Annotated in this window: 20 protein-coding genes and 1 tRNA gene; 10 read left to right on the forward strand and 11 right to left on the reverse strand. The window is 63.8% G+C overall.

Annotated elements, in window-relative coordinates; translation table 11 throughout:
* Nucleotides 1–3 precede the first annotated feature (3 nt).
* Nucleotides 4–882 (reverse strand): Dyp-type peroxidase, encoded by an 879-nt coding sequence (locus U9R80_RS15035; protein ID WP_301842496.1) that lies wholly within the window; start codon nucleotides 880–882, stop codon nucleotides 4–6.
* Between the two features lie 194 nt (nucleotides 883–1,076).
* On the opposite strand from U9R80_RS15035, the gene U9R80_RS15040 reads away from it, so the two are divergent.
* Nucleotides 1,077–1,649 carry an HD domain-containing protein gene (locus U9R80_RS15040; RefSeq protein WP_301842494.1) on the forward strand — a complete coding sequence of 191 codons (573 nt, stop codon included), beginning with the start codon at nucleotides 1,077–1,079 and terminating at the stop codon, nucleotides 1,647–1,649.
* Here the strand turns inward: U9R80_RS15040 and U9R80_RS15045 are convergent.
* The gene (locus U9R80_RS15045; RefSeq protein WP_301842492.1) at nucleotides 1,646–2,653 is read right to left on the reverse strand and encodes an AraC family transcriptional regulator; all 1,008 of its coding nucleotides are present in this window, start codon (nucleotides 2,651–2,653) and stop codon (nucleotides 1,646–1,648) included. The genes U9R80_RS15040 and U9R80_RS15045 overlap by 4 nt on opposite strands.
* 173 nt (nucleotides 2,654–2,826) lie before the next feature.
* Here U9R80_RS15045 and U9R80_RS15050 point away from each other — a divergent pair, with 173 nt between their 5' ends.
* Both U9R80_RS15050 and U9R80_RS15055 read left to right on the forward strand, forming a co-directional pair.
* Nucleotides 2,827–3,603: a class II aldolase/adducin family protein gene (locus tag U9R80_RS15050; protein WP_301842491.1), complete on the forward strand. Its 777-nt coding sequence runs from the start codon at nucleotides 2,827–2,829 to the stop codon at nucleotides 3,601–3,603.
* A 46-nt stretch (nucleotides 3,604–3,649) separates the two neighbouring features.
* Nucleotides 3,650–4,546: a bile acid:sodium symporter family protein gene (locus tag U9R80_RS15055; protein ID WP_301842489.1), complete on the forward strand. Its 897-nt coding sequence runs from the start codon at nucleotides 3,650–3,652 to the stop codon at nucleotides 4,544–4,546.
* 5 nt (nucleotides 4,547–4,551) lie between these two features.
* On the opposite strand, the gene U9R80_RS15060 is transcribed toward U9R80_RS15055, so the two are convergent.
* The 8 genes from U9R80_RS15060 to U9R80_RS15095 form a co-directional block, all read right to left on the reverse strand.
* Nucleotides 4,552–5,370, reverse strand: a complete 819-nt coding sequence (locus tag U9R80_RS15060; RefSeq protein WP_301842488.1) for an AraC family transcriptional regulator — start codon at nucleotides 5,368–5,370, stop codon at nucleotides 4,552–4,554.
* A gap of 1 nt (nucleotide 5,371) precedes the next feature.
* Nucleotides 5,372–6,289, reverse strand: coding sequence for a pyridoxal-phosphate dependent enzyme (locus U9R80_RS15065; RefSeq protein ID WP_301842487.1), 918 nt, complete (start codon nucleotides 6,287–6,289; stop codon nucleotides 5,372–5,374).
* 147 nt (nucleotides 6,290–6,436) lie between these two features.
* A complete protein-coding gene (locus U9R80_RS15070; protein ID WP_301842486.1) occupies nucleotides 6,437–6,907 on the reverse strand; it encodes a sterol desaturase family protein in 471 nt (156 codons plus the stop codon).
* 80 nt (nucleotides 6,908–6,987) lie between these two features.
* Nucleotides 6,988–7,137 carry a hypothetical protein gene (locus U9R80_RS15075; protein ID WP_301842485.1) on the reverse strand — a complete coding sequence of 50 codons (150 nt, stop codon included), beginning with the start codon at nucleotides 7,135–7,137 and terminating at the stop codon, nucleotides 6,988–6,990.
* A gap of 143 nt (nucleotides 7,138–7,280) precedes the next feature.
* Nucleotides 7,281–8,222 (reverse strand): HlyD family efflux transporter periplasmic adaptor subunit, encoded by a 942-nt coding sequence (locus U9R80_RS15080; RefSeq protein WP_301842484.1) that lies wholly within the window; start codon nucleotides 8,220–8,222, stop codon nucleotides 7,281–7,283.
* 3 nt (nucleotides 8,223–8,225) lie between these two features.
* Entirely contained in the window at nucleotides 8,226–8,426 is a 201-nt protein-coding gene (locus U9R80_RS15085) for a DUF1656 domain-containing protein (protein WP_301842483.1), read from the reverse strand.
* Complete coding sequence (locus tag U9R80_RS15090) at nucleotides 8,416–10,563, reverse strand: FUSC family protein (protein ID WP_301842482.1); 2,148 nt, start codon at nucleotides 10,561–10,563, stop codon at nucleotides 8,416–8,418. The genes U9R80_RS15085 and U9R80_RS15090 overlap by 11 nt, the downstream gene beginning before the upstream one ends.
* A gap of 116 nt (nucleotides 10,564–10,679) precedes the next feature.
* The gene (locus U9R80_RS15095) at nucleotides 10,680–10,895 is read right to left on the reverse strand and encodes a hypothetical protein (protein ID WP_301842481.1); all 216 of its coding nucleotides are present in this window, start codon (nucleotides 10,893–10,895) and stop codon (nucleotides 10,680–10,682) included.
* A 191-nt stretch (nucleotides 10,896–11,086) separates the two neighbouring features.
* Between U9R80_RS15095 and U9R80_RS15100 the strand changes: the two genes are divergently transcribed.
* The 3 genes from U9R80_RS15100 (at nucleotide 11,087) to U9R80_RS15110 (ending at nucleotide 14,633) form a co-directional block, all read left to right on the forward strand.
* Complete coding sequence (locus U9R80_RS15100; RefSeq protein ID WP_301842480.1) at nucleotides 11,087–11,998, forward strand: LysR family transcriptional regulator; 912 nt, start codon at nucleotides 11,087–11,089, stop codon at nucleotides 11,996–11,998.
* A 94-nt stretch (nucleotides 11,999–12,092) separates the two neighbouring features.
* Nucleotides 12,093–12,473, forward strand: coding sequence for a RidA family protein (locus U9R80_RS15105; RefSeq protein WP_301842479.1), 381 nt, complete (start codon nucleotides 12,093–12,095; stop codon nucleotides 12,471–12,473).
* Nucleotides 12,474–12,638: 165 nt separating this feature from the next.
* Nucleotides 12,639–14,633 carry a peptidase U32 family protein gene (locus U9R80_RS15110; RefSeq protein ID WP_301842478.1) on the forward strand — a complete coding sequence of 665 codons (1,995 nt, stop codon included), beginning with the start codon at nucleotides 12,639–12,641 and terminating at the stop codon, nucleotides 14,631–14,633.
* 142 nt (nucleotides 14,634–14,775) lie between these two features.
* Here U9R80_RS15110 and U9R80_RS15115 read toward each other — a convergent pair.
* Nucleotides 14,776–14,850, reverse strand: a tRNA-Gln gene (locus U9R80_RS15115).
* A 369-nt stretch (nucleotides 14,851–15,219) separates the two neighbouring features.
* Between U9R80_RS15115 and napE the strand changes: the two genes are divergently transcribed.
* From napE to U9R80_RS15135, 4 genes are read left to right on the forward strand one after another with little or no spacing between them, the layout of a single operon-like run.
* Nucleotides 15,220–15,390 (forward strand): periplasmic nitrate reductase, NapE protein, encoded by a 171-nt coding sequence (gene napE, locus U9R80_RS15120; protein ID WP_274115610.1) that lies wholly within the window; start codon nucleotides 15,220–15,222, stop codon nucleotides 15,388–15,390.
* A 33-nt stretch (nucleotides 15,391–15,423) separates the two neighbouring features.
* A complete protein-coding gene (locus tag U9R80_RS15125) occupies nucleotides 15,424–15,684 on the forward strand; it encodes a chaperone NapD (RefSeq protein WP_301842476.1) in 261 nt (86 codons plus the stop codon).
* Complete coding sequence (napA, locus tag U9R80_RS15130) at nucleotides 15,681–18,185, forward strand: nitrate reductase catalytic subunit NapA (protein WP_301842475.1); 2,505 nt, start codon at nucleotides 15,681–15,683, stop codon at nucleotides 18,183–18,185. The genes U9R80_RS15125 and napA overlap by 4 nt, the downstream gene beginning before the upstream one ends.
* Nucleotides 18,186–18,196: 11 nt before the next feature.
* Nucleotides 18,197–18,676, forward strand: a complete 480-nt coding sequence (locus U9R80_RS15135; RefSeq protein WP_301842473.1) for a nitrate reductase cytochrome c-type subunit — start codon at nucleotides 18,197–18,199, stop codon at nucleotides 18,674–18,676.
* The last annotated feature ends 9 nt before the right edge of the window (nucleotides 18,677–18,685 follow it).

Consider the following 18,685-nt stretch of genomic DNA (forward strand, 5'->3'; position numbering starts at 1 on the left):
CAATCAGCCCAGCACGGCACTCAGGTCGAGCCCGGCTTCACCCATCGGCGGGCACCAGTAGTAACCGCCAGTCAGCGGCCGGCTGAAGCGGTACAAGGCATCGACCACACCGTCTTCCAGCCCGCTCATGCGCCGCAATTGCACTTCAAATGCGTCGAACGAATGACCAAAGGCCAGGAAGGCCAACCCTGCCCCGCGCTCGTCCGCCCACGGCATCGAGCGACGCACGATGAACGCCTCGGGCTCGAAGCTTTCCTGCGCCGTGCGCTTGACATGCGCCGACACCGGCGCCTCGTCGAGTTCCTCGTTGTCGGACTTGCGTCGGCCAATGATGTCGTCCTGTTCGGCCTGTGGCAGGGCCTTGAAACAGTCCAGGTCATGGCGCCACAGCTGGAACGCGGCGAAGCTCGAACCACTCACCCCCGGGACGTCGCCGGCAACGATCGCCGCCTCGACCGCGGCGTCTTCCACCGGGTTCTCGGTGCCATCTTCATAACCGGTCAAATCATGGCCGCTCTTGTGGCGGAAGGCGTCGGTGGCCTCGACCAGCGCAAACGCCGGGGCCAGCCGCTTTTCCAGGTCCTGGCTGAGCAACCACAGCTCACCCCGGTCTGCGCCGCGCACCCACAACCAGAGGTCGTGCTGGGTGCAAGGGTTGTCGACGGCGGCGGTCAGCTGCGGGAAGGCACGCAGGCCTTCGATGCTACGCCCCAGCGCCTGTACCAGCGGCGCGCCGAAACCGGCCACCACGCGGCTGCCATCGACCTGCAACAACAGCGCATCGAGCACGCCGGCGAGCGCGGCCGGGGTGTGCAGGGAGAAAAACAGGTGACGGGCTTGAGCAGGAACGGGAGCGTCGAGAATGCCAGGCTGGAACTGCATCGGGTATCGGATCCTTGAGTAAAGCCGCGAATGCTACTGCCTGGGGCCAGGGTCCACAAGCGCGGCGCCTTGACGCAGGCGCGGCCAACAATGGCCAACAAAGATAACAACCTGGCGCCTGGGGTGATTGGGTACAAGGCCCGCGGCTTCTTATGCTCGGCCCAGCCACAACGGCCTTGACCCTGGAGCCCTGCATGAACGCACGCGCGCGCTTTACCCACATGGACGACAGTACCGCCGAGGACTGGGCAATCATCGCCCGTCACTTTCCCGACTTCGCCGCAGGCTTGCCCGAGCGCATCCTCGCTCACCTGAAGTTGCTCGAAGGGGATTTCGGCGGCTTTGCGGTGGATCGCCTGACCCATTCCCTGCAGACCGCCACATTGGCCTACAACGCCGGTGAAGACGAAGAGTACGTGGTCTGCGCCCTGCTTCACGATATCGGCGACACCCTGGGCAGCTACAACCACGCCGATATCGCCGCGGCGGTGCTCAAGCCTTTTGTCAGTGCCGAGAACCACTGGATGATCGAGCGCCACGGCATCTTTCAGGGTTACTACTTTTTCCATCACCTGGGCATGGATCGCTTTTTACGCGAGCAATTCAAGAAGCACCCGCAGTATCACCGCACCATCGAGTTCTGCGCCCGCTACGACGCAGCCGCCTTTGACCCGGCGGCCGAAACCCTGCCCCTGGAGTTCTTCGAGCCGATGCTGCGCCGGGTTTTTGCCCGTCCCCGGCAATCGCTGTACGTGGCCAACGACTAAGGTGCGCGGTTGCCGCGGTACTCGTTGGGGGTCGTGGCGAACCAGCGCCGAAAGGCACGAAAGAAGTTGCTCGGTGCGGAGAACCCCAGCAAATAGGAGATCTCCTGCAGGCTAAGCCCCGGCTGGGCCAGGTATTGCTCGGCCAGGGTACGGCGCGTGTCGTCGAGCAGTTGGTGAAAACTGCTGCCCTCCTCCTGCAGGCGCCGCTGCAAGGTGCGCTCGGACAGCAACAGGGCCTGGGCCATGACTTCCCGACGCGGCTCCCCCTGGGGCAGCAGGCGACACAGCAACAAGCGCACCTGGTGCGTCACCTGGCCATCGGCGAAACGTGCCAGGTAGTCATCGGCAAAACGCTGGTGCAGCTTGGCCAGGGCGGCATTGGCCGTGGGCAGCGGCGCGTGCAGGTCGGCGCGCTCGAAGCACAGGGCGTAATGCTCGGCCTCGAACCGCAAGGGCGCCTGGAATACTTCGGCATAGGGCGCCGGGTCCCGGGGGGCTTCACTGCGAAAGCACACCCGTCGCAGCTGCACAGGCCGATTGGCCAACCAGCGACAGAACGCCAGAAAGTACGCCAGCGAGCCTTCGGCACTCTGCCGGGTCGAGGGCAAGCGGTCGCCATGAATGGCCAGGGTCAGGTCATAGCCTTCGTCCGTGGCCTGCAGGGCCAGGTCGGCCCCCTCGCCGATGATGCGCTGATAACGCACCAGGCTCTCGATCCCCTCCAGCAGCGTATGGCTGGACATCACCGCATAGCCCACCACATGGAAGGCCGACGGCCGCACGGCCCGAGCCATGCCAAGGCCGATGGCCGGGTTGTCGGTGAGCGCCGTGGCGGCGTGCCACAAGCGGGTCATGCCGTCCTGGGGAAAGCGCGCATCGGCGTCGCTCAAGGCCGCGTAGTTCATGCCCAGGGCCTGGAACAGCTGGCGACAATCCACGCCCTGGTGCTCCAGGGACTGGACGATGGTGCTGGCCCAATGTGAAGAGGTGGTGCGTTCGGTCATCAAAGGACTCTTGTTCGATCGGTGCGCAGCAGTTCTACACCACTGCCCGCAGACGAACAACCTCAGCGGTCGGTTGACCCGCAAGGCTACCAGTCTGGCTGCCAAGGCGAGTTCCGGGCGCGCGCCGGCTGGCTAGACTCAGGGCCAAAACCACAAGAACAAGGAATGCCCCCATGCCTAGCGTGAATTCACCCTCCGATGTCCAGCAACAGGTCTCTGCCCTGGAATGGCAAACCCGTGTCGATCTGGCCGCCTGTTACCGGCTGATCGCCCTGCACGGCTGGGACGATCTGGTGTTCACCCATATTTCGGCCAAGGTGCCGGGCACCGACGACTTCCTGATCAACCCCTATGGGCTGATGTTCCACGAAATCACTGCCTCAAGCCTGGTCAAGGTCGACCTTGAAGGCACCAAGCAGATGGACAGCCCCTTCGAGATCAACCCGGCCGGCTACACCATCCACAGCGCCGTGCATGAGGTGCGCCACGACGTCAATTGCGTGCTGCACACCCACACCGCCGCCGGCGTTGCCGTATCGGCGCAGCAGGCCGGTATCCTGCCGCTGTCCCAGCAGTCGATGTTCGTGCTGGCCAGCCTGAGCTACCACGACTACGAAGGTGTCGCCCTGCACGCCGAAGAAAAGGCCCGCCTGCAGGCCGACCTGGGCCTGAGCCACTACATGGTGCTGCGCAACCACGGCCTGATGACCTGCGCCAGCAGCGTGGCCGACGCGTTCCTGATGATGTTCATTTTCCAGCGCACCTGCGAGATCCAGCTGATGGCCCAGGGCAGCGGCGCGGCGCTCACCGAAATCCCCAAGAGCATCCTCGCCGGCACCCAGGCCATGCTCGCCGGCGTGCTGCGCAGCAGTACCGGCATGGGCGGCGCCTTGCCGTGGCCGGCCCTGCTGCGCAAGCTCGATGCGCAGATGCCGGGCTACGCGGCCTGAGATCCTCGCCTACACTGGCGCTCATCCCTTTGCGTGAGACCCGGACATGACTGCATCGCCATTGCTCAGTGCCTTTCTGCCCATTGCCCTGGGCTTCATCATGCTGGGGCTGGGGTTGACCCTGACCCTGGCCGACTTTGCCCGGGTGGTGAAATTCCCCCGCCCCGTGCTTATCGGCCTGGCCTGCCAGATCCTGCTGCTGCCGTTCATTTGCTTCCTGATTGCCAAGGGCTTCGGCCTGGCCCCGGCGCTGGCGGTGGGCCTGATGCTGCTGGCCGCCTCCCCTGGCGGCACCACGGCCAACCTGTTCAGCCACCTGGCCCACGGCGACGTGGCCTTGAACGTGACCCTGACTGCCGTCAACTCGCTGATCGCGATCCTGACCATGCCGCTGCTGGTAAACCTGTCGCTGGCCTACTTCATGACCGCCGACCAGGCCATTCCACTGCAATTCACCAAAGTGCTGCAGGTGTTCGCCATTGTGCTGGTGCCGGTGGCGCTGGGCATGCTGATCCGCCGCCTGGCGCCCGGCTTTGCCGCGCGCATGGAGCGGCCGATGAAATTGATTGCGGCCTTGTTCCTGGTGTTCACCGTGGTCCTGGCCTTGGTCAAGGACTGGCAGACCGTGGTGGACTACGCCCCCGTGGTGGGTGGCGCCGCGCTGCTGTTCAACCTGCTCAGCCTGGGTATCGGCTACTGGCTGCCGCGCCTGCTGAAAATCCCCAAGCGCCAGGCGATTGCCATCGGCATGGAGATCGGCATCCACAACGGCACCCTGGCCATCGCCCTGGCGCTGGCCCCGAGCCTGCTGAACAACTCGACCATGGCGATACCGGCGGCGATCTACAGCCTGATCATGTTCTTCACGGCCGCAGCGTTCGGCTGGTGGGTAAGCCGCGAACCCCTCCTGGTAGGCGCGAACGTGCCCCGCGATGCCGAGTGACCGGCTCAGCCCCCACCGGCGTTGTGCCTACCCGCGCCTACCAGGGCCCGGGGTGGCGCGCCGTAGGTGCGGCGGAACAGGCGGCTGAAATGCGCCTGGTCGTAAAAACCCAGGTCCAGCGCGATGCCGGCCAGGGGCTGGCCCGCCAGCACCCGAGGCAAGGCGCGCTCAAGGCGTAGCTGGGTCAGCCATTGCTGCGGGGGCAGCCCGCAGTGATTGCGAAAACGGCGCAGCAATTGCCAGGGGCTCAAATCGACGAACGCTGCCATTTCTTCCAGGCTCGGCGGCTGGTCCAAGCGCGACTCCAGCCACTCGCGCAATTGCTGCCAATGCCTGGGATCGAAGCCGTTGCCGTGGTCACTGACCCTAAGGCTGGAGCCCATGCCCAGCAACAGTGCCAGGGCGTCCCAAAGCTGGCTCTGGAAGGCCAGCGGGTCGTGCTGCTGGTGCAGGCCATTGAGCAACCGTTGCAATTGCGGGTGGCGCAACTGCGTGGCGTTGAGCGTGGGCAGACCTTGCCGGCCGTCGCTCAGGTCACGGCTGGCCTCGGCCAGCCAAGTCGGGTCAAGGGTCAGGATACGAATGCCGTAGCCGTGCTCGTCGACGCTGGCGCCGTCGTGCACATGCTCCGGGGCCATCAGCAGGATGTCCCCTGCCCCGGCCACCTGGCGCTCGCCGCCGGCAGCGTAGCGCTGCTGCCCGGCGACGATCAGGCCAATGTGGTACTCCAGGTGAAAATGCCGGGGGAAGGCAAATTGCTGGTACCGGGCATCGATCAGGCGAACCCCTGGATGGCCCGGTGCCTGGTGAACGACACTTTCCAACCTAGCAGGCCGCCCGCCACTGGCGGATCTGGTCCAGGGTCGCGGTCACGCCACCACAGACGATCACCAGCACCTTGGCATAGCCCTTGAGCGCTTCGCTGGGCGCATAGGCCAGTGCCAGTGCGGCGCCGCAGGCAGGCTCGACCAGCAGGCGCTGGTCCGAGAGGAACCGCTCGCACGCCTCCAGCGCCGCCTGGTCGCTGACCACATGACTGAACACCGGTCGCGCCTGGCTCCACTCGAACGCCCGCAGGCACACTTGCTTGGCGGCCAGCGAGGTCGCCACGGTGTTGACGCTGTCCAGGGCAACCCACTGCTTGTGTGCCATGGCCGCCGCCAGCGACGCCGCGCCGGTGGTTTCCACGGCGAACACCGGCACCTGGCCCAGGCCGTTGCGCGCCAGACCTTCACACACACCGGAAAACAGCCCGCCACCGCCCACCGCCACCACCACTGCATCAGGCGTGAAACCACTGGCGACGACTTCATCGATCATGGTCGCGTGGCCTTGCCACAGCAGCGGGTCATCGAAGGGGTGGATATAGGCGTCATCGTCGCCCAGCAGCGACAGCGCCAGCGCATTGGCTTCGTGCCAGGCCTTGCCATGGACGATCACCTCGGCCTGTTCCTGGCGGATCAGTTGCTTGGCCCGCTCGGTGGTGGTTTCCGGCACCACCACGGTAACGGCCAGGCCCAGGCAACGCCCGGCGTAGGCCACGGCGATGCCGGCATTGCCGCCCGAAGACGAGACGAAACGGCGCTTGCCTTGCTTGGCATAGGCTTCACAGGCGGCGCCGATACCGCGCAACTTGAACGAGCCCGAAGGCTGCAGCGCGTCCAGCTTCAACCAGATGTCCAGGCCGCTGGCCAGGCTCAGCGGGCGGGATGCCAGCAGCGGGGTTTCGATATGCAGGCTCATGCACGTACTCCATGTGGGAAACAGCTCCAGCGTACGCTTAACGGGATGGGCAATCTTGTATGAAATTGCGCACCCCCTGTGTAGGAGCGGGCTTGCCCCGCGATAGCCATTTGCCTGACACACCGCTATCGCGGGGCAAGCCCGCTCCTACACATGAGTCTTGCGGCGGGCGCGCAGTTGGCGTTTGAGGCGGTGCAAAGGCGGGGCATACAAGAAGCCGAACGATACGCTGTTGTCCCGCCCCTTCAATGCATGGTGCAGCAGGTGCGCCTTGTACAGGCGCTTGAGGTAGCGGTTGCGCGGCCTGGGTTTGAACGGCCAGTGCCGGTGGACGATGCCGTCGTGCACGATCACGTAGATAACCCCGAATGCCGCCACCCCTGCCCCCACCCATTGCAACGGCGCATGACCGGCGCGGCCCAACGCCACCAGGGCAAAGGCGATCAGGGCCAGGGCTGCCAGGTAGATATCGTTGGTTTCCAGGGCGCCCAGGTGCGGTTCATGGTGCGAGCGGTGCAGGAACCAGCCCCAGCCGTGCATGATGTAGCGATGGGCCAGGTAGCCGATGCCCTCCATGGCCGTCAGGGTGCAGAGAAATACCGCGAGGTTGAGGATCATCGAAGGGAGTACGGTTCAAAGGGCATGTGAAGGGCGAAAAGCCTACCACCACCGCCCCTTCCGGCACACCCTGCAGCGGGTTAAAACCGATTGAATGTCGCGTGTTCGGTGACCTTGGGCAGGTACAGGCTGGTGATTGAAAAGTGTTGCGGTACCGGGTCGGGCGCGGTGGATGCGGTAGCGGCGCCCACCAGTACGATGACAACCAGGGAAAAGAGGTAGTGACGCATAACGATGCTCCTGCACCCGGGTTAGCCTGGGTGGTGAAGTTTTTTGTTGTAGGTCACCACCATGGACCCTTGTGCAGGGCGTGTCTTGTCTTAGTGCGCCAGTGCCTTATCTTTTCATGCCAATTCGATGATCTGCCGACATTTCAATCGCGCACGGTAACCGTGGCCGTGGTGCCGGCACGCAAGGCGGCCTTGCCGGCATAGGCCGGGTCGATCTCGATCCGCACCGGCACCCGCTGGGCCAGTTTGACCCAGGTGTAGCTGGGGTTGACGTTGGCCAGCAGGCGGTTGCCCAGCTCGTTTTCGCGGTCGGTGATGGCATAGGCGATGCTCTGCACCGTGCCCTCGAAGCGCTCTCCGCTCATCAGCGTGATGTCCACCCGGCTACCGGGGTGAATGCGTGGCAACTTGGTTTCCTCAAAGTAGCCGCTGACATAGAACGAGGCGCTGTCGACCAGGGCCATCAAGGCCACACCACTGCTTGCATAGTCGCCCTGACGGGTCTGCAGGTTAGTGACGAAGCCTGTGACCGGCGACACGATACGCGTGCGTTCAAGGTCCAGTTCGGCCTGGGTCAGCGCCGCGCTGGCCAGTCGGCTGTTGGCCAGGGCCAGGCTCAGGTCCGACTGGCCGCGCATCAGTTCGGCCTGGGCGACGGCGACATCGGTGCTGGATTTTTCCCATTCCTCCCCGGAGATCGCAAAGCCTTGCTTCAAGGTACGCCGGCGCTGTTCTTCACTCTGGCGCTGCTTGAGCAAGGCCTGGCTCGAGACAATCTGCGCGCGTGCCTGGCCTTCGCTGGCCTGGGCCACTTCCACCGCGCGCCGTGCATGCTCCACCGCCAGGGTGTAGCGGGCCGGGTCGATCTCCAGCAGCAGATCGCCCTTGTTCACGTGCTGGTTGTCCTGCACGTGCAGCGCGGTGATGCGCCCGGACACATCGGCCGACAAGGTCACCACGTCGGCGCGTACCCGCGCATCGCGGGTCCAGGGCGCACGGGTGTAGTGTTCCCAGGCAAACCAGCCAAGGATCAATGCCAGTGCCACGATTGCCAGGGTCGAGGCCTGGGCCAGAAACGTCTTCAAGGTTCAACTCCCCATGAACAGGATGATCAAGGCACAAAGGCAGGTGTACAGCGCGCCCTCGAACAGGGCCGGGTGCCACACCCGCTGCATCACGCCCAGGCGTTGCAGCAGCCACAGCAGCACGAACAGCAAGGGCATGGCCAGCAGCAAGGCCTGGGCAATCGGTGGCAGGTAGACGCCGCCGATCTCGAAATCAATGGGCAAGGGCCGGTACTCCTTCGGCGGCGGGATCAAGGTAGGTGCTGTAGTGCCGCAGGAACCCGGCGATGACCAGCAGCGCCACGCGAATCCTGAACAGCGAGCGCAGCTGCTCGGCGGGCGCTTCAAACTGTTCGCTGTGCAGGGTGTCGAGGTCCTCGCCCAGCGCCTGCAGGGTCTCGAGCAAGGCCGGCAATTGGCCCCGGGTGCGCCCGGCCACATAGCGACCGGTGTTGCGCAGCACGTGTTCAAGACGTTCGCGGGTCGCCTCGGCCAGTAGCAGGTTACTGCGCCCCTGCTCCTGCAACTGGCGCAAGGCCACGCCAAGCGCCATGCATGCCAGGTTGACCTCGAACAGCGCCTTGGAGCGCGGGTCCTGGGTGGCGGGCAGCAGCCCGAGGATCAGGGTCAGGCGGTCGACCATGCGACTTTCAAAGGCAAACTGCCGCTCATCGCTGGTGGGGCCCTTGAGCAAGGCATAGACCTGCTCGCGGGTCTCGCGGAACAAGCGCTCGATGCGCAGGCGCGGATTGAACGGAAACAGCCAGGCATACACCAGCAGCGACAGCACCCCGCCACAGATATAGGCGCCGGCGAACTCGAACCACTGTATCGCGGTGTTCTGCCAGGCACCGATGTTCTGCGGCCCGAACAGCAGGAAGCTGGACAGCCCCAGGCCCATGCCGATGCCCGCGGTCATCGGGGTAGAAAGCCCCACCGCCACCACGTACAGCAACGGCAACAGCAACAGCGCGAGCATCTCGAAGTCCACCACCTGGGGAATCAGCCAGAACTGGTACAGCGCCGACACCACCAAGGCCATGCCCAGGCCGCGCATGTAGTTCTGCGCCGCCATCAACGGGCGTGGAAAGGTCGCCATCAGCGAACACAGGATACCGACCAGAATCACGCCGGCGCGGGCGCCGTCCCAGGCGGTCTCGATCCAGATCACGCCAGCAACGAGCAAGGCGATGAAGGCGCGGCTGGCGTTCATTGCCGCCAGACGAAAATCCAGGTGCAGCGGATTGGTCAGTGGCTGGCGGTAGACACAGTCGCCCGCACGCCCATCCTGGATCGCATCGCTCAGCTCCAGCATTTCACCCAGCTGCTCAAGCAAGCGCGCCTGTTCCCAGCGCAGGGCCCAGGCGAGCGAGCGCAGGGTCGGTGGCAGGTCGTGCTGCAGTTGCTCGGCCTGCAGGGCCGCCTGGTCGAAACGACGCTGCAAGGCGCTGAAGTGTTCGCGGGCACTGGCCGGCATGGCCCTGCCCTGTTGCGCCAATTGATCGAGGAAGGCCAGTTCGTCGGTGAGCAGGCGGTTGATGAACTCGGGATACGCGCCCTGCCAGCGCTCGGCAATCATCAGCTTTTGATTGCGCAGTACGGTCAGGCGCGAGCTGAGCAGCACCAACTGATTGCCCAGCAACTGCACCAGGCCGTTGGCGCCACGCAAGTGCGGGGCATCGAAGTACAGGTGGCGGCGCAGTCCTTCCAGGGCGCTGATTTCACCGAGAATCTGCATTTGTCGCTGACTGAACGCGGCGCTGGTTTCTTCGCCGCGAATGGCCGCGGCGGCGTGGGCGGCCATCAGCTTGATCAGGTTGTCGACTTTGGCGAAATACCCCGTGGCCACCGCCTGGGGCCGGGCGCCGAGCAGGCTGACGGCACACACGCAGGCCACCGCCAGCAGGGTTTCGGTGACCCGGGTGATGGCCAGCATCAGGGTATTGCCTTGCTCGGGAATCGCCAGCATGGCGACCACCACGGCGGTAAAGCCGCTGAGCACAAAAGCATGGGAACTGGTGTAGCGCAGCAAGGTGCCCCCGGCAGTACACAGCGCCAGCCACAACGCCAGGGTGACAATAAAAGGCACGGGCGCCTGGGGGAACAGCGCCATGATCAGCACCGCCACCGCCGCCCCCACGGTGGTGCCGACCACCTGGGCGAAACTGCGCTGCAAGGTCATGCCACCCAGCGGCTGGCTGACGATGAACACGGCCATGATCGACCACTTGGGCTGGTCGAGGTCGAAGATAAAGGCCAGGTACAAGGTCAGCAGGCAGGCGACGATGGTCCGCAGGGCAAAACGAAACGTGTCCGGCCCTGGGTGCAGGACCATCCGGAAATAGTTGATCAGTGGCTGCATACCGCTCCCTCGACACACTGTGCTACTTACCTTAGTCACAGTGATGGACCGGCGGAAGCGGTGTTGGCACATTACAGCGTTGCAAATTCGGAACGGTGGCTAAAGCGACCAAGCCTTCAACGGCGATCATCCGACAGCGGTGTCGGCTGGTCCGGTTCAGGCAGGCGATCGTCCAGCTCCGGATCATCAGGCACACGCTCGACATCCTGAGGATGCTCGCGCCGTTGCGGGTCGCCATCGACATTGGGGTCGGTGACCGGGTCGTGTTCGCGTTGCGGGTTGTTGAGCGGGTCCTTCCAGAGCGGATCGTCATCAGGGCGTGGGCTGCTCATGGCAATTACCTCAAGAAACCGGCCGGGTGAAATCCTGGCCGTATCCGTTGGAGGTACACCAGCACCCCGCGTGCCATCGAGGCGATCAATGGTTGGCCAGCGAAAATATGCTCAGTGCCCAGCAAAATCCGCTGCAAGGCGCAACGCCCGGCGGGGTATCGTGTAGCCAAACAATCAGCCAGAGGTGCACTGTGGCGTCCTATACCTTGCGTCAGTTGAAGTACTTCGTCACCACCGTCGAATGCGGCAGCGTGGCCGAAGCATCGCGCAAGCTGTACATCGCGCAACCGTCGATTTCCACCGCGATCAAGGGCCTGGAAGACAGCTTCGGCGTGCAGCTGTTCATCCGCCACCATGCCCAGGGGGTCTCGCTCACGCCCAGTGGCGCGCGCTTTTACCGCAAGGCCCAGGAACTGCTGCGCATGGCCCGGGAGTTCGAGCAGAACGCCCTGGCCGACAATGACGTGGTGTGCGGCCAGATCGACATCGGCTGCTTCGAGACCGTTGCCCCGCTCTACCTGCCACGCCTGATCAAGGGGTTTCACGAACGCTTCCCGGGGGTGGAGATCCGCCTGCAGGACGGCGAGCAACAGGAACTGGTGCAGGGCCTGACCGGCGGGCGTTTCGACCTGGCGATTTTCTACGACCATGACCTGGACAGCACCATCGAGACCGAAGCGCTGATGGCGCCGCAGCGTCCCTACGCCCTGGTGCCGGCCGGGCACCGCTTTGCCGGCCAAGCCCAGGTGTCGCTGCGTGACCTGGCCCTGGAGCCGATGATCCTGCTGGACGTGCAGCCCAGCCGTACCTATTTCGTGAGCATCTTCGAGGAGCTGCAACTGAACCCCAACATCGTCTTCAGTTCGCCGTCGATCGAGATGGTCCGCGGCATGGTCGGCCAGGGCTTCGGCTTTGCCCTGCTGGTGACTCGCCCCCACCTGACCTGCACCTACGACGGCCAGGAGGTGGTCTGCGTCGAGCTGGCCGAGAATGTCACCGGTTCCGGGCTGGTGGCCGGGTGGCTGAAGCGCGCCCAACTGACCAAGCCTGCGCAATTGTTCGTCGAATACTGCAAGGAACAATTCACCGCCTGGCTGAAGTGATCGCGCCCGCGCCCCGGCAAGAGGATTTCTGGGCGCAGCGTGGGCCCAGGGATTAGACTGGGCGCCTTTTTTTCACATCGAACACGAGGTTCTCATGGCCAACCACGACATCACCTACATCCCGGACCCGGACGTGGACTCCATCTCCAGTGACGTCACCGGCTTCGGCGGCCTGCTGGTCTCCACCCAGATCCCGACCCGTGCCGACGGCAGCCTGGAGCTGGGCGACATCACCGCCCAGAGCGAATGCACCCTCGAGGCGCTCAAGGTGGCCCTGGAGCGTGCCGGCAGCTCCATGGACCGCGTGCTGCACCTGACCATCTACCTCACCGACATGGCTGACCGCCCGGCCTTCAACGAAGTGTACAAGCGCTACTTCGCCAAACCCTGGCCGGTGCGCGCCGCCGTAGGCGTCGCGGCCCTGGCAGCGGAAGGCATGCGCGTCGAAGTGACCGCCATGGCCGCCAAGGCCTGATCCCCCTTGTAGGAGCGGGCTTGCCCCCGATAGCGGTGTATCAGTCACATCGTTTCGCGGGGCAAGCCCGCTCCTACCGGCACCACCGGGCAGCATTCGGGTGCCGTCGCGCTGTTTCGCCGCTACAATGCGCGCCTTGACCGTGACAGCCTGACTAAAAAAACCATGTCCCTGCCCAAACATCATCTTGAATTGCTCAGCCCTGCCCGCGATGTGGCCATCGCCCGCGAGGCCATCCTCCACGGCGCCGACGCCGTGTACATCGGTGGCCCAAGCTTCGGTGCGCGCCACAACGCCTGCAACGAGGTGAGCGAAATCGCCCAGTTGGTGGAGTTCGCCCGGCGCTACCACGCCCGTATCTTCACCACCATCAACACCATCCTGCACGACAACGAACTGGAGCCAGCCCGCAAGCTGATCCACCAGCTCTACGACGCCGGCGTCGACGCGCTGATCGTCCAGGACCTGGGTGTGATGGAACTGGACATCCCGCCGATCGAACTGCACGCCAGTACCCAGACCGATATCCGTACGCTGGGCCGGGCCAAGTTCCTCGACCAGGCCGGCTTCTCGCAACTGGTACTGGCCCGCGAGCTCAACCTCAAGGAAATCCGCGCCATTGCCGATGAAACCGATGCCGCCATCGAGTTCTTCATCCACGGCGCGCTGTGCGTGGCCTTCTCCGGCCAGTGCAACATTTCCCACGCCCAGACCGGGCGCAGTGCCAACCGAGGCGACTGCTCCCAGGCCTGTCGCCTGCCGTACACCCTCAAGGACGAGAAAGGCGGCGTGATCGCCTATGAAAAGCACCTGCTGTCGATGAAGGACAACAACCAGAGCGCCAACCTGCGCGCCCTGGTCGAGGCCGGCGTGCGCTCGTTCAAGATCGAAGGGCGCTACAAGGACATGGGCTATGTGAAGAACATCACCGCCTACTACCGCCAGCGCCTGGACGAAATCCTCGAAGACCGCCCGGACCTGGCCCGCGCCTCCAGCGGCCGCACCGCGCACTTCTTCCTGCCCGACCCGGACAAGACCTTCCACCGCGGTAGCACCGACTACTTCGTCAGCGAGCGCAAGATCGATATCGGCGCCTTCGATTCACCGACCTTCACCGGCCTGCCGGTGGGCGTGGTAGAGAAAGTCGGCAAGCGCGACCTGATGGTCGTCACCCATGAGCCGCTGTCCAATGGCGATGGCCTCAACGTGCTGGTCAAGCGTGAAGTGCTGGGCTTTCGCGCCAACATTGCCGAGCCCAAGGGCGAGTTCGATGAAGACGGCGAGAAGCGCTACCGCTACCGCGTAGAGCCCAACGAGATGCCCAAGGGCCTGCAACTGCGCCCCAACCATCCGCTGAGCCGCAACCTGGACCACAACTGGCAACAAGCCCTGCAGAAAACCTCTGCCGAGCGCCGCGTGGGCCTGACCTGGGTGGCGCAGCTGCGCGAGGATCGCCTGCAACTGACCGCGACCAGCGAGGAAGGCATCAGCGCCAGCGTCGCGCTGGACGGCCCGTTCGGCGCGGCCAACAAGCCGGAGCAGGCGCTTGAGCAACTGCACGACCTGCTTGGCCAACTGGGCACCACCCAGTACCACGCCACCGACATCAAGCTTGATGCACCGCAGGCGTACTTCATCCCCAACTCGCAGCTCAAGGCCCTGCGCCGTGAAGTGATCGAAGCCCTCACCGCCGCCCGCGTTGCCGCCCACCCTCGTGGCGCGCGCAAGGCCGAGAGTGATCCTGCGCCGGTATACCCCGAGTCGCACCTTTCGTTCTTGGCCAACGTGTACAACCAGAAGGCCCGCGACTTCTACCACCGTCACGGCGTCAAGCTGATCGACGCAGCCTACGAGGCACACGAAGAAACCGGCGAAGTGCCAGTGATGATCACCAAGCACTGCCTGCGCTTCTCCTTCAACCTGTGCCCCAAGCAGGCCAAGGGCGTGACGGGCGTGCGCACCAAGGTCGCGCCGATGCAGCTGGTGCATGGCGATGAAGTGCTGACACTGAAGTTCGACTGCAAGCCGTGCGAGATGCACGTGATCGGCAAGATGAAAGGCCACATCCTCGACCTGCCGCAACCCGGCAGCGTGCAGCAGGTGGTCGGCCACATCAGCCCTGAAGACCTGCTCAAGACCATCCCGCGCGCGCCTCACTAAGCGACGGGCAAGCACGGCGCTGTCATGGCGCCGTGCCGGTTCTTGCCCCCCTGCGGGTAAAAAAACGCGTACTGCAGATACAAGAACACCCCGGCGTTCTGGCAGCGCATGCTGCTGAACGACCGGGGTGCTCTTGAGAATATGGCAGGGGCGGCTGGATTCGAACCAACGCATGGCAGGATCAAAACCTGCTGCCTTACCGCTTGGCGACGCCCCTGTAGACTTGGCAGCATGCCCGTGAAGGCCTGTGCAAGAATGCGCGCAAATTTACCAACATATTTGCCCCCTGGGAAGCCCCTTCCGCAAAAAAATATCAGTGGAAACAGCCGCTTACTGCCCGAGTGACGATTTTTGGCAGCGCAGCCGGGGCTCAGACCCGCTCGTTGATGCCCTGGTACGTACGACTCGGCGCCATTGAACAGCATTGAACTATAATTGCTCTTATTAGCGTTTTAACTAATGGCTTAATTAACTTCCGCCTCCATGACCTGTATCAATAAGCCGTCGGTCGCTCTACGGTTTTATCGACAAACTCGAAGCACTTGTTGATCTACGCTCAATCAACAGTTCGACTGGAGATCGTTCCATGTCATTGGCTGAAGAACAAAAACCCGCGCGCCGCAAGGAAGCCAGGCTGTTCATCTTTCTTGTCGCCTTTCTCTTCCCCTTGCTGTCGGTGGCTATCGTCGGCGGCTACGGCTTTATCATCTGGTTCTTGCAAATGCTCTACGGCCCGCCTGGGCCGCCCAACGGATAGACCTTCCCCTACCGTGTCTATTGGAGCCAGCCCATGGACGAAATGCTGCATATCGCCAGTCTTGTCGTACTTGCCCGCCCTGAACTGCTAGAAGCGGTAAAAGCCAACTTGCGCCTGCTTGAAGGGCTGGAGTTGCATCAACAAAGTGCCGTTGGGAAGTTGGTGGTGGTACTTGAAGCCCGTGATGAAACACAGATTCTTCAGTGCATTGAACAGATCAACAACTTGCCCGGCGTATTGAATGCGGCGTTGATCTATCACGAACTCCTCGACCCTGCAGGAGCGTCCCAATGAGCATGACCCGCCGTGAATTTGCCAAGGCCCAGGCTGCCGCCATTGCTGCCGCTGCGGCCGGCTTGCCGATCTACACCACCGCCAGCAACCTGATCACCGAAGCCGACATGGTCACCCTGGACTGGAACAAGGCGCCCTGCCGCTTCTGCGGCACCGGTTGCAGCGTGATGGTCGCCACCCGCGACAACAAGGTCGTGGCCACCCACGGCGACGTCAAGGCCGAGGTCAACCGCGGGCTCAACTGCGTCAAAGGCTATTTCCTGTCCAAGATCATGTACGGCAACGATCGCCTGACCCAGCCGCTGCTGCGCATGAAAAATGGCCAGTACGACAAACAGGGCGAGTTCCAGCCCATCAGTTGGGAAAAGGCCTTCGACATCATGGAGGCCAAGTTCAAGGAGGCCCTGAAGAACAAAGGCCCGGAAGCGGTGGGCATGTTCGGCTCCGGGCAATGGACCGTGTGGGAAGGCTATGCCGCCAACAAGCTGATGAAGGCCGGCTTTCGCAGCAACAACATCGACCCCAACGCTCGCCATTGCATGGCCTCGGCGGTCATGGGTTTCATGCGCACCTTCGGCATGGACGAGCCGATGGGCTGCTACGACGATATCGAAGCCACCGATGCCTTCGTGCTCTGGGGCTCGAACATGGCCGAGATGCACCCGATCCTCTGGAGCCGGGTCACCGACCGACGCCTGAGCAACCCCCAGGTCAAGGTCGCGGTGCTGTCGACCTTCGAGCACCGCAGCTTCGAGCTGGCCGACATCCCCATGGTGTTCACGCCACAGACTGACCTGTTGATCCTCAACTACATCGCCAACCACATCATCGAAAGCGGTGCGGTGAACAAGGACTTCGTCAGCAAGCACACCCGCTTTGCCAAGGGCGCCGATGACATCGGCTATGGCCTGCGGCCGGACAACCCCCTGGAGGCCAAGGCCAAGAACGCCGACAAGGCCAACACCTGGAGCGACATCGACTTCGACCAGTTCGCCGCGTTCGTCAGGCCCTACACCCTGGAGCGCACCGCCAAGGAGACCGGCGTGCCTGCCGAGCGTCTCAAGGCCCTGGCCGAGCTGTATGCCGATCCCAAGCGCAAGGTGGTGTCGTTCTGGACCATGGGGTTCAACCAGCACACCCGCGGGGTGTGGGCCAACAACCTGATCTACAACATCCACTTGCTCACCGGCAAGATCAGTGAGCCGGGCAACAGCCCCTTCTCCCTCACCGGCCAGCCCTCGGCCTGTGGCACGGCGCGCGAAGTCGGGACCTTCTCCCACCGCCTGCCGGCGGACCTGGTAGTGACCAACCCAAAGCACCGCGCCACCGCCGAGAAGATCTGGAAGCTGCCCGCCGGCACCATCCAGGAAAAGGTCGGGTTCCATGCCGTGCAGCAGAGCCGCATGCTCAAGGACGGCGTCCTCAACGTCTACTGGACCCAGGCCAGCAACAACATGCATGCCGGCCCCAACATCATGCAGGAGGTCCTGCCTGGCTGGCGCAAGCCGGACAACTTCGTCATCGTCTCGGACGTCTACCCCACGGTCTCGGCCCAGGCCGCCGACCTGATCCTGCCCAGCGCCATGTGGGTGGAAAAGGAAGGCGCCTTCGGCAACGCCGAGCGCAGGACCCAGTTCTGGCACCAACTGGTTACCGCACCGGGCGATGCCAAGTCCGATTTGTGGCAGTTGGTGGAGTTCTCCAAACGCTTTACCACCGATGAAGTCTGGCCGGCGGAGCTGCTGGCCAAGGCCCCCGAGCTCAAGGGCAAGACCTTGTACGAGGTGCTGTACAAGAACGGTCAGGTCGATCAGTTCCCGGTCGAGCAACTGGAGGCCGGCTTCAAGAACGATGAGGCCAAGGCCTTCGGCTTCTACCTGCAAAAGGGCCTGTTCGAGGAGTACGCCCAGTTCGGCCGTGGCCACGGTCATGACCTCGCCACCTTCGACCGCTACCACAGCGAACGCGGGTTGCGCTGGCCGGTGGTGGACGGCAAGGAAACCCGCTGGCGCTACCGCGAAGGGCTCGACCCCTATGTGCAGGCCGGCAGCGGCGTGCAGTTCTATGGCTACCCGGACAAGAAGGCAATCATCTTCGCCCTGCCCTACGAGCCGCCTGCCGAAGCCCCGGACAAGGACTACCCGTTCTGGCTGAGCACCGGCCGCGTGCTGGAGCACTGGCACACGGGCAGCATGACCCAGCGGGTCGAGGAGCTGTACAAGGCGGTGCCCGACGCCCTGGTGTACATGCACCCGGAGGATGCCAAGGCGCTGAACGCCCGGCGTGGCAGTGAAGTGAAGGTGATCAGCCGCCGTGGCGAGATCCGTGCGCGCATCGAAACCCGCGGGCGCAACAAGCCACCGCGCGGGCTGGTGTTCGTGCCGTTCTTCGATGCCAACAAGCTGATCAACAAGGTCACGCTCGATGCCACCGACCCGATCTCCAAGCAGACCGACTACAAAAAATGCGCCATTCGCATCGAGTTGATCAGCGTGGCCTGAGGAGCACCGTCATGAAGCTACGAATCCTGCCGTTGTGCCTGCTCGCTGCCATAGGTGTGGTGATCGCTGCCGAGGTTGACTACCCCCTGGACGCGCCCGGGCCGGACGGGCGGCGCCCCGGTGGCACCCTGACCCAGAGCATGCCGGCCCCGGTCATTGCCAACGATGAAAACAAGGACCTCAAGCGCGAACGCAACTACCCGGACCAACCCCCGACCATCCCCCACAGCATTCGCGGCTACCAGATCGACATTAACGGCAACAAGTGCCTGTCGTGCCACAGCCGGGCCAACAGCGCACGCAGCCAGGCCACCATGATCAGCATCACCCACTACATGGACCGCGACGGCCAGGCGCTGGCGGCAGTTTCACCCCGGCGCTACTTCTGCAACCAATGCCATGTACCGCAGAAAGAGGTGCAGCCGCTGGTGGGCAACAGCTTCGAGACCATCGACAAGATCCTGCAAGACGACGCCAACGCCAAACCTTGAGGAGCCGCC

It is taken from the genome of Pseudomonas sp. JQ170C (assembly GCF_035581345.1).
In the GTDB taxonomy this organism is placed as follows: domain Bacteria; phylum Pseudomonadota; class Gammaproteobacteria; order Pseudomonadales; family Pseudomonadaceae; genus Aquipseudomonas.

Coding starts and splice junctions, on each gene's coding strand:
- U9R80_RS15035 (WP_301842496.1), bottom strand. CDS start 882: ATGCAGTTCCAGCCTGGCATTCTCGACGCTCCCGTTCCTGCTCAAGCC.
- U9R80_RS15040 (WP_301842494.1), top strand. CDS start 1,077: ATGAACGCACGCGCGCGCTTTACCCACATGGACGACAGTACCGCCGAG.
- U9R80_RS15045 (WP_301842492.1), bottom strand. CDS start 2,653: ATGACCGAACGCACCACCTCTTCACATTGGGCCAGCACCATCGTCCAG.
- U9R80_RS15050 (WP_301842491.1), top strand. CDS start 2,827: ATGCCTAGCGTGAATTCACCCTCCGATGTCCAGCAACAGGTCTCTGCC.
- U9R80_RS15055 (WP_301842489.1), top strand. CDS start 3,650: ATGACTGCATCGCCATTGCTCAGTGCCTTTCTGCCCATTGCCCTGGGC.
- U9R80_RS15065 (WP_301842487.1), bottom strand. CDS start 6,289: ATGAGCCTGCATATCGAAACCCCGCTGCTGGCATCCCGCCCGCTGAGC.
- U9R80_RS15070 (WP_301842486.1), bottom strand. CDS start 6,907: ATGATCCTCAACCTCGCGGTATTTCTCTGCACCCTGACGGCCATGGAG.
- U9R80_RS15075 (WP_301842485.1), bottom strand. CDS start 7,137: ATGCGTCACTACCTCTTTTCCCTGGTTGTCATCGTACTGGTGGGCGCC.
- U9R80_RS15090 (WP_301842482.1), bottom strand. CDS start 10,563: ATGCAGCCACTGATCAACTATTTCCGGATGGTCCTGCACCCAGGGCCG.
- U9R80_RS15095 (WP_301842481.1), bottom strand. CDS start 10,895: ATGAGCAGCCCACGCCCTGATGACGATCCGCTCTGGAAGGACCCGCTC.
- U9R80_RS15105 (WP_301842479.1), top strand. CDS start 12,093: ATGGCCAACCACGACATCACCTACATCCCGGACCCGGACGTGGACTCC.
- U9R80_RS15110 (WP_301842478.1), top strand. CDS start 12,639: ATGTCCCTGCCCAAACATCATCTTGAATTGCTCAGCCCTGCCCGCGAT.
- napE (WP_274115610.1), top strand. CDS start 15,220: ATGTCATTGGCTGAAGAACAAAAACCCGCGCGCCGCAAGGAAGCCAGG.
- U9R80_RS15125 (WP_301842476.1), top strand. CDS start 15,424: ATGGACGAAATGCTGCATATCGCCAGTCTTGTCGTACTTGCCCGCCCT.
- napA (WP_301842475.1), top strand. CDS start 15,681: ATGAGCATGACCCGCCGTGAATTTGCCAAGGCCCAGGCTGCCGCCATT.
- U9R80_RS15135 (WP_301842473.1), top strand. CDS start 18,197: ATGAAGCTACGAATCCTGCCGTTGTGCCTGCTCGCTGCCATAGGTGTG.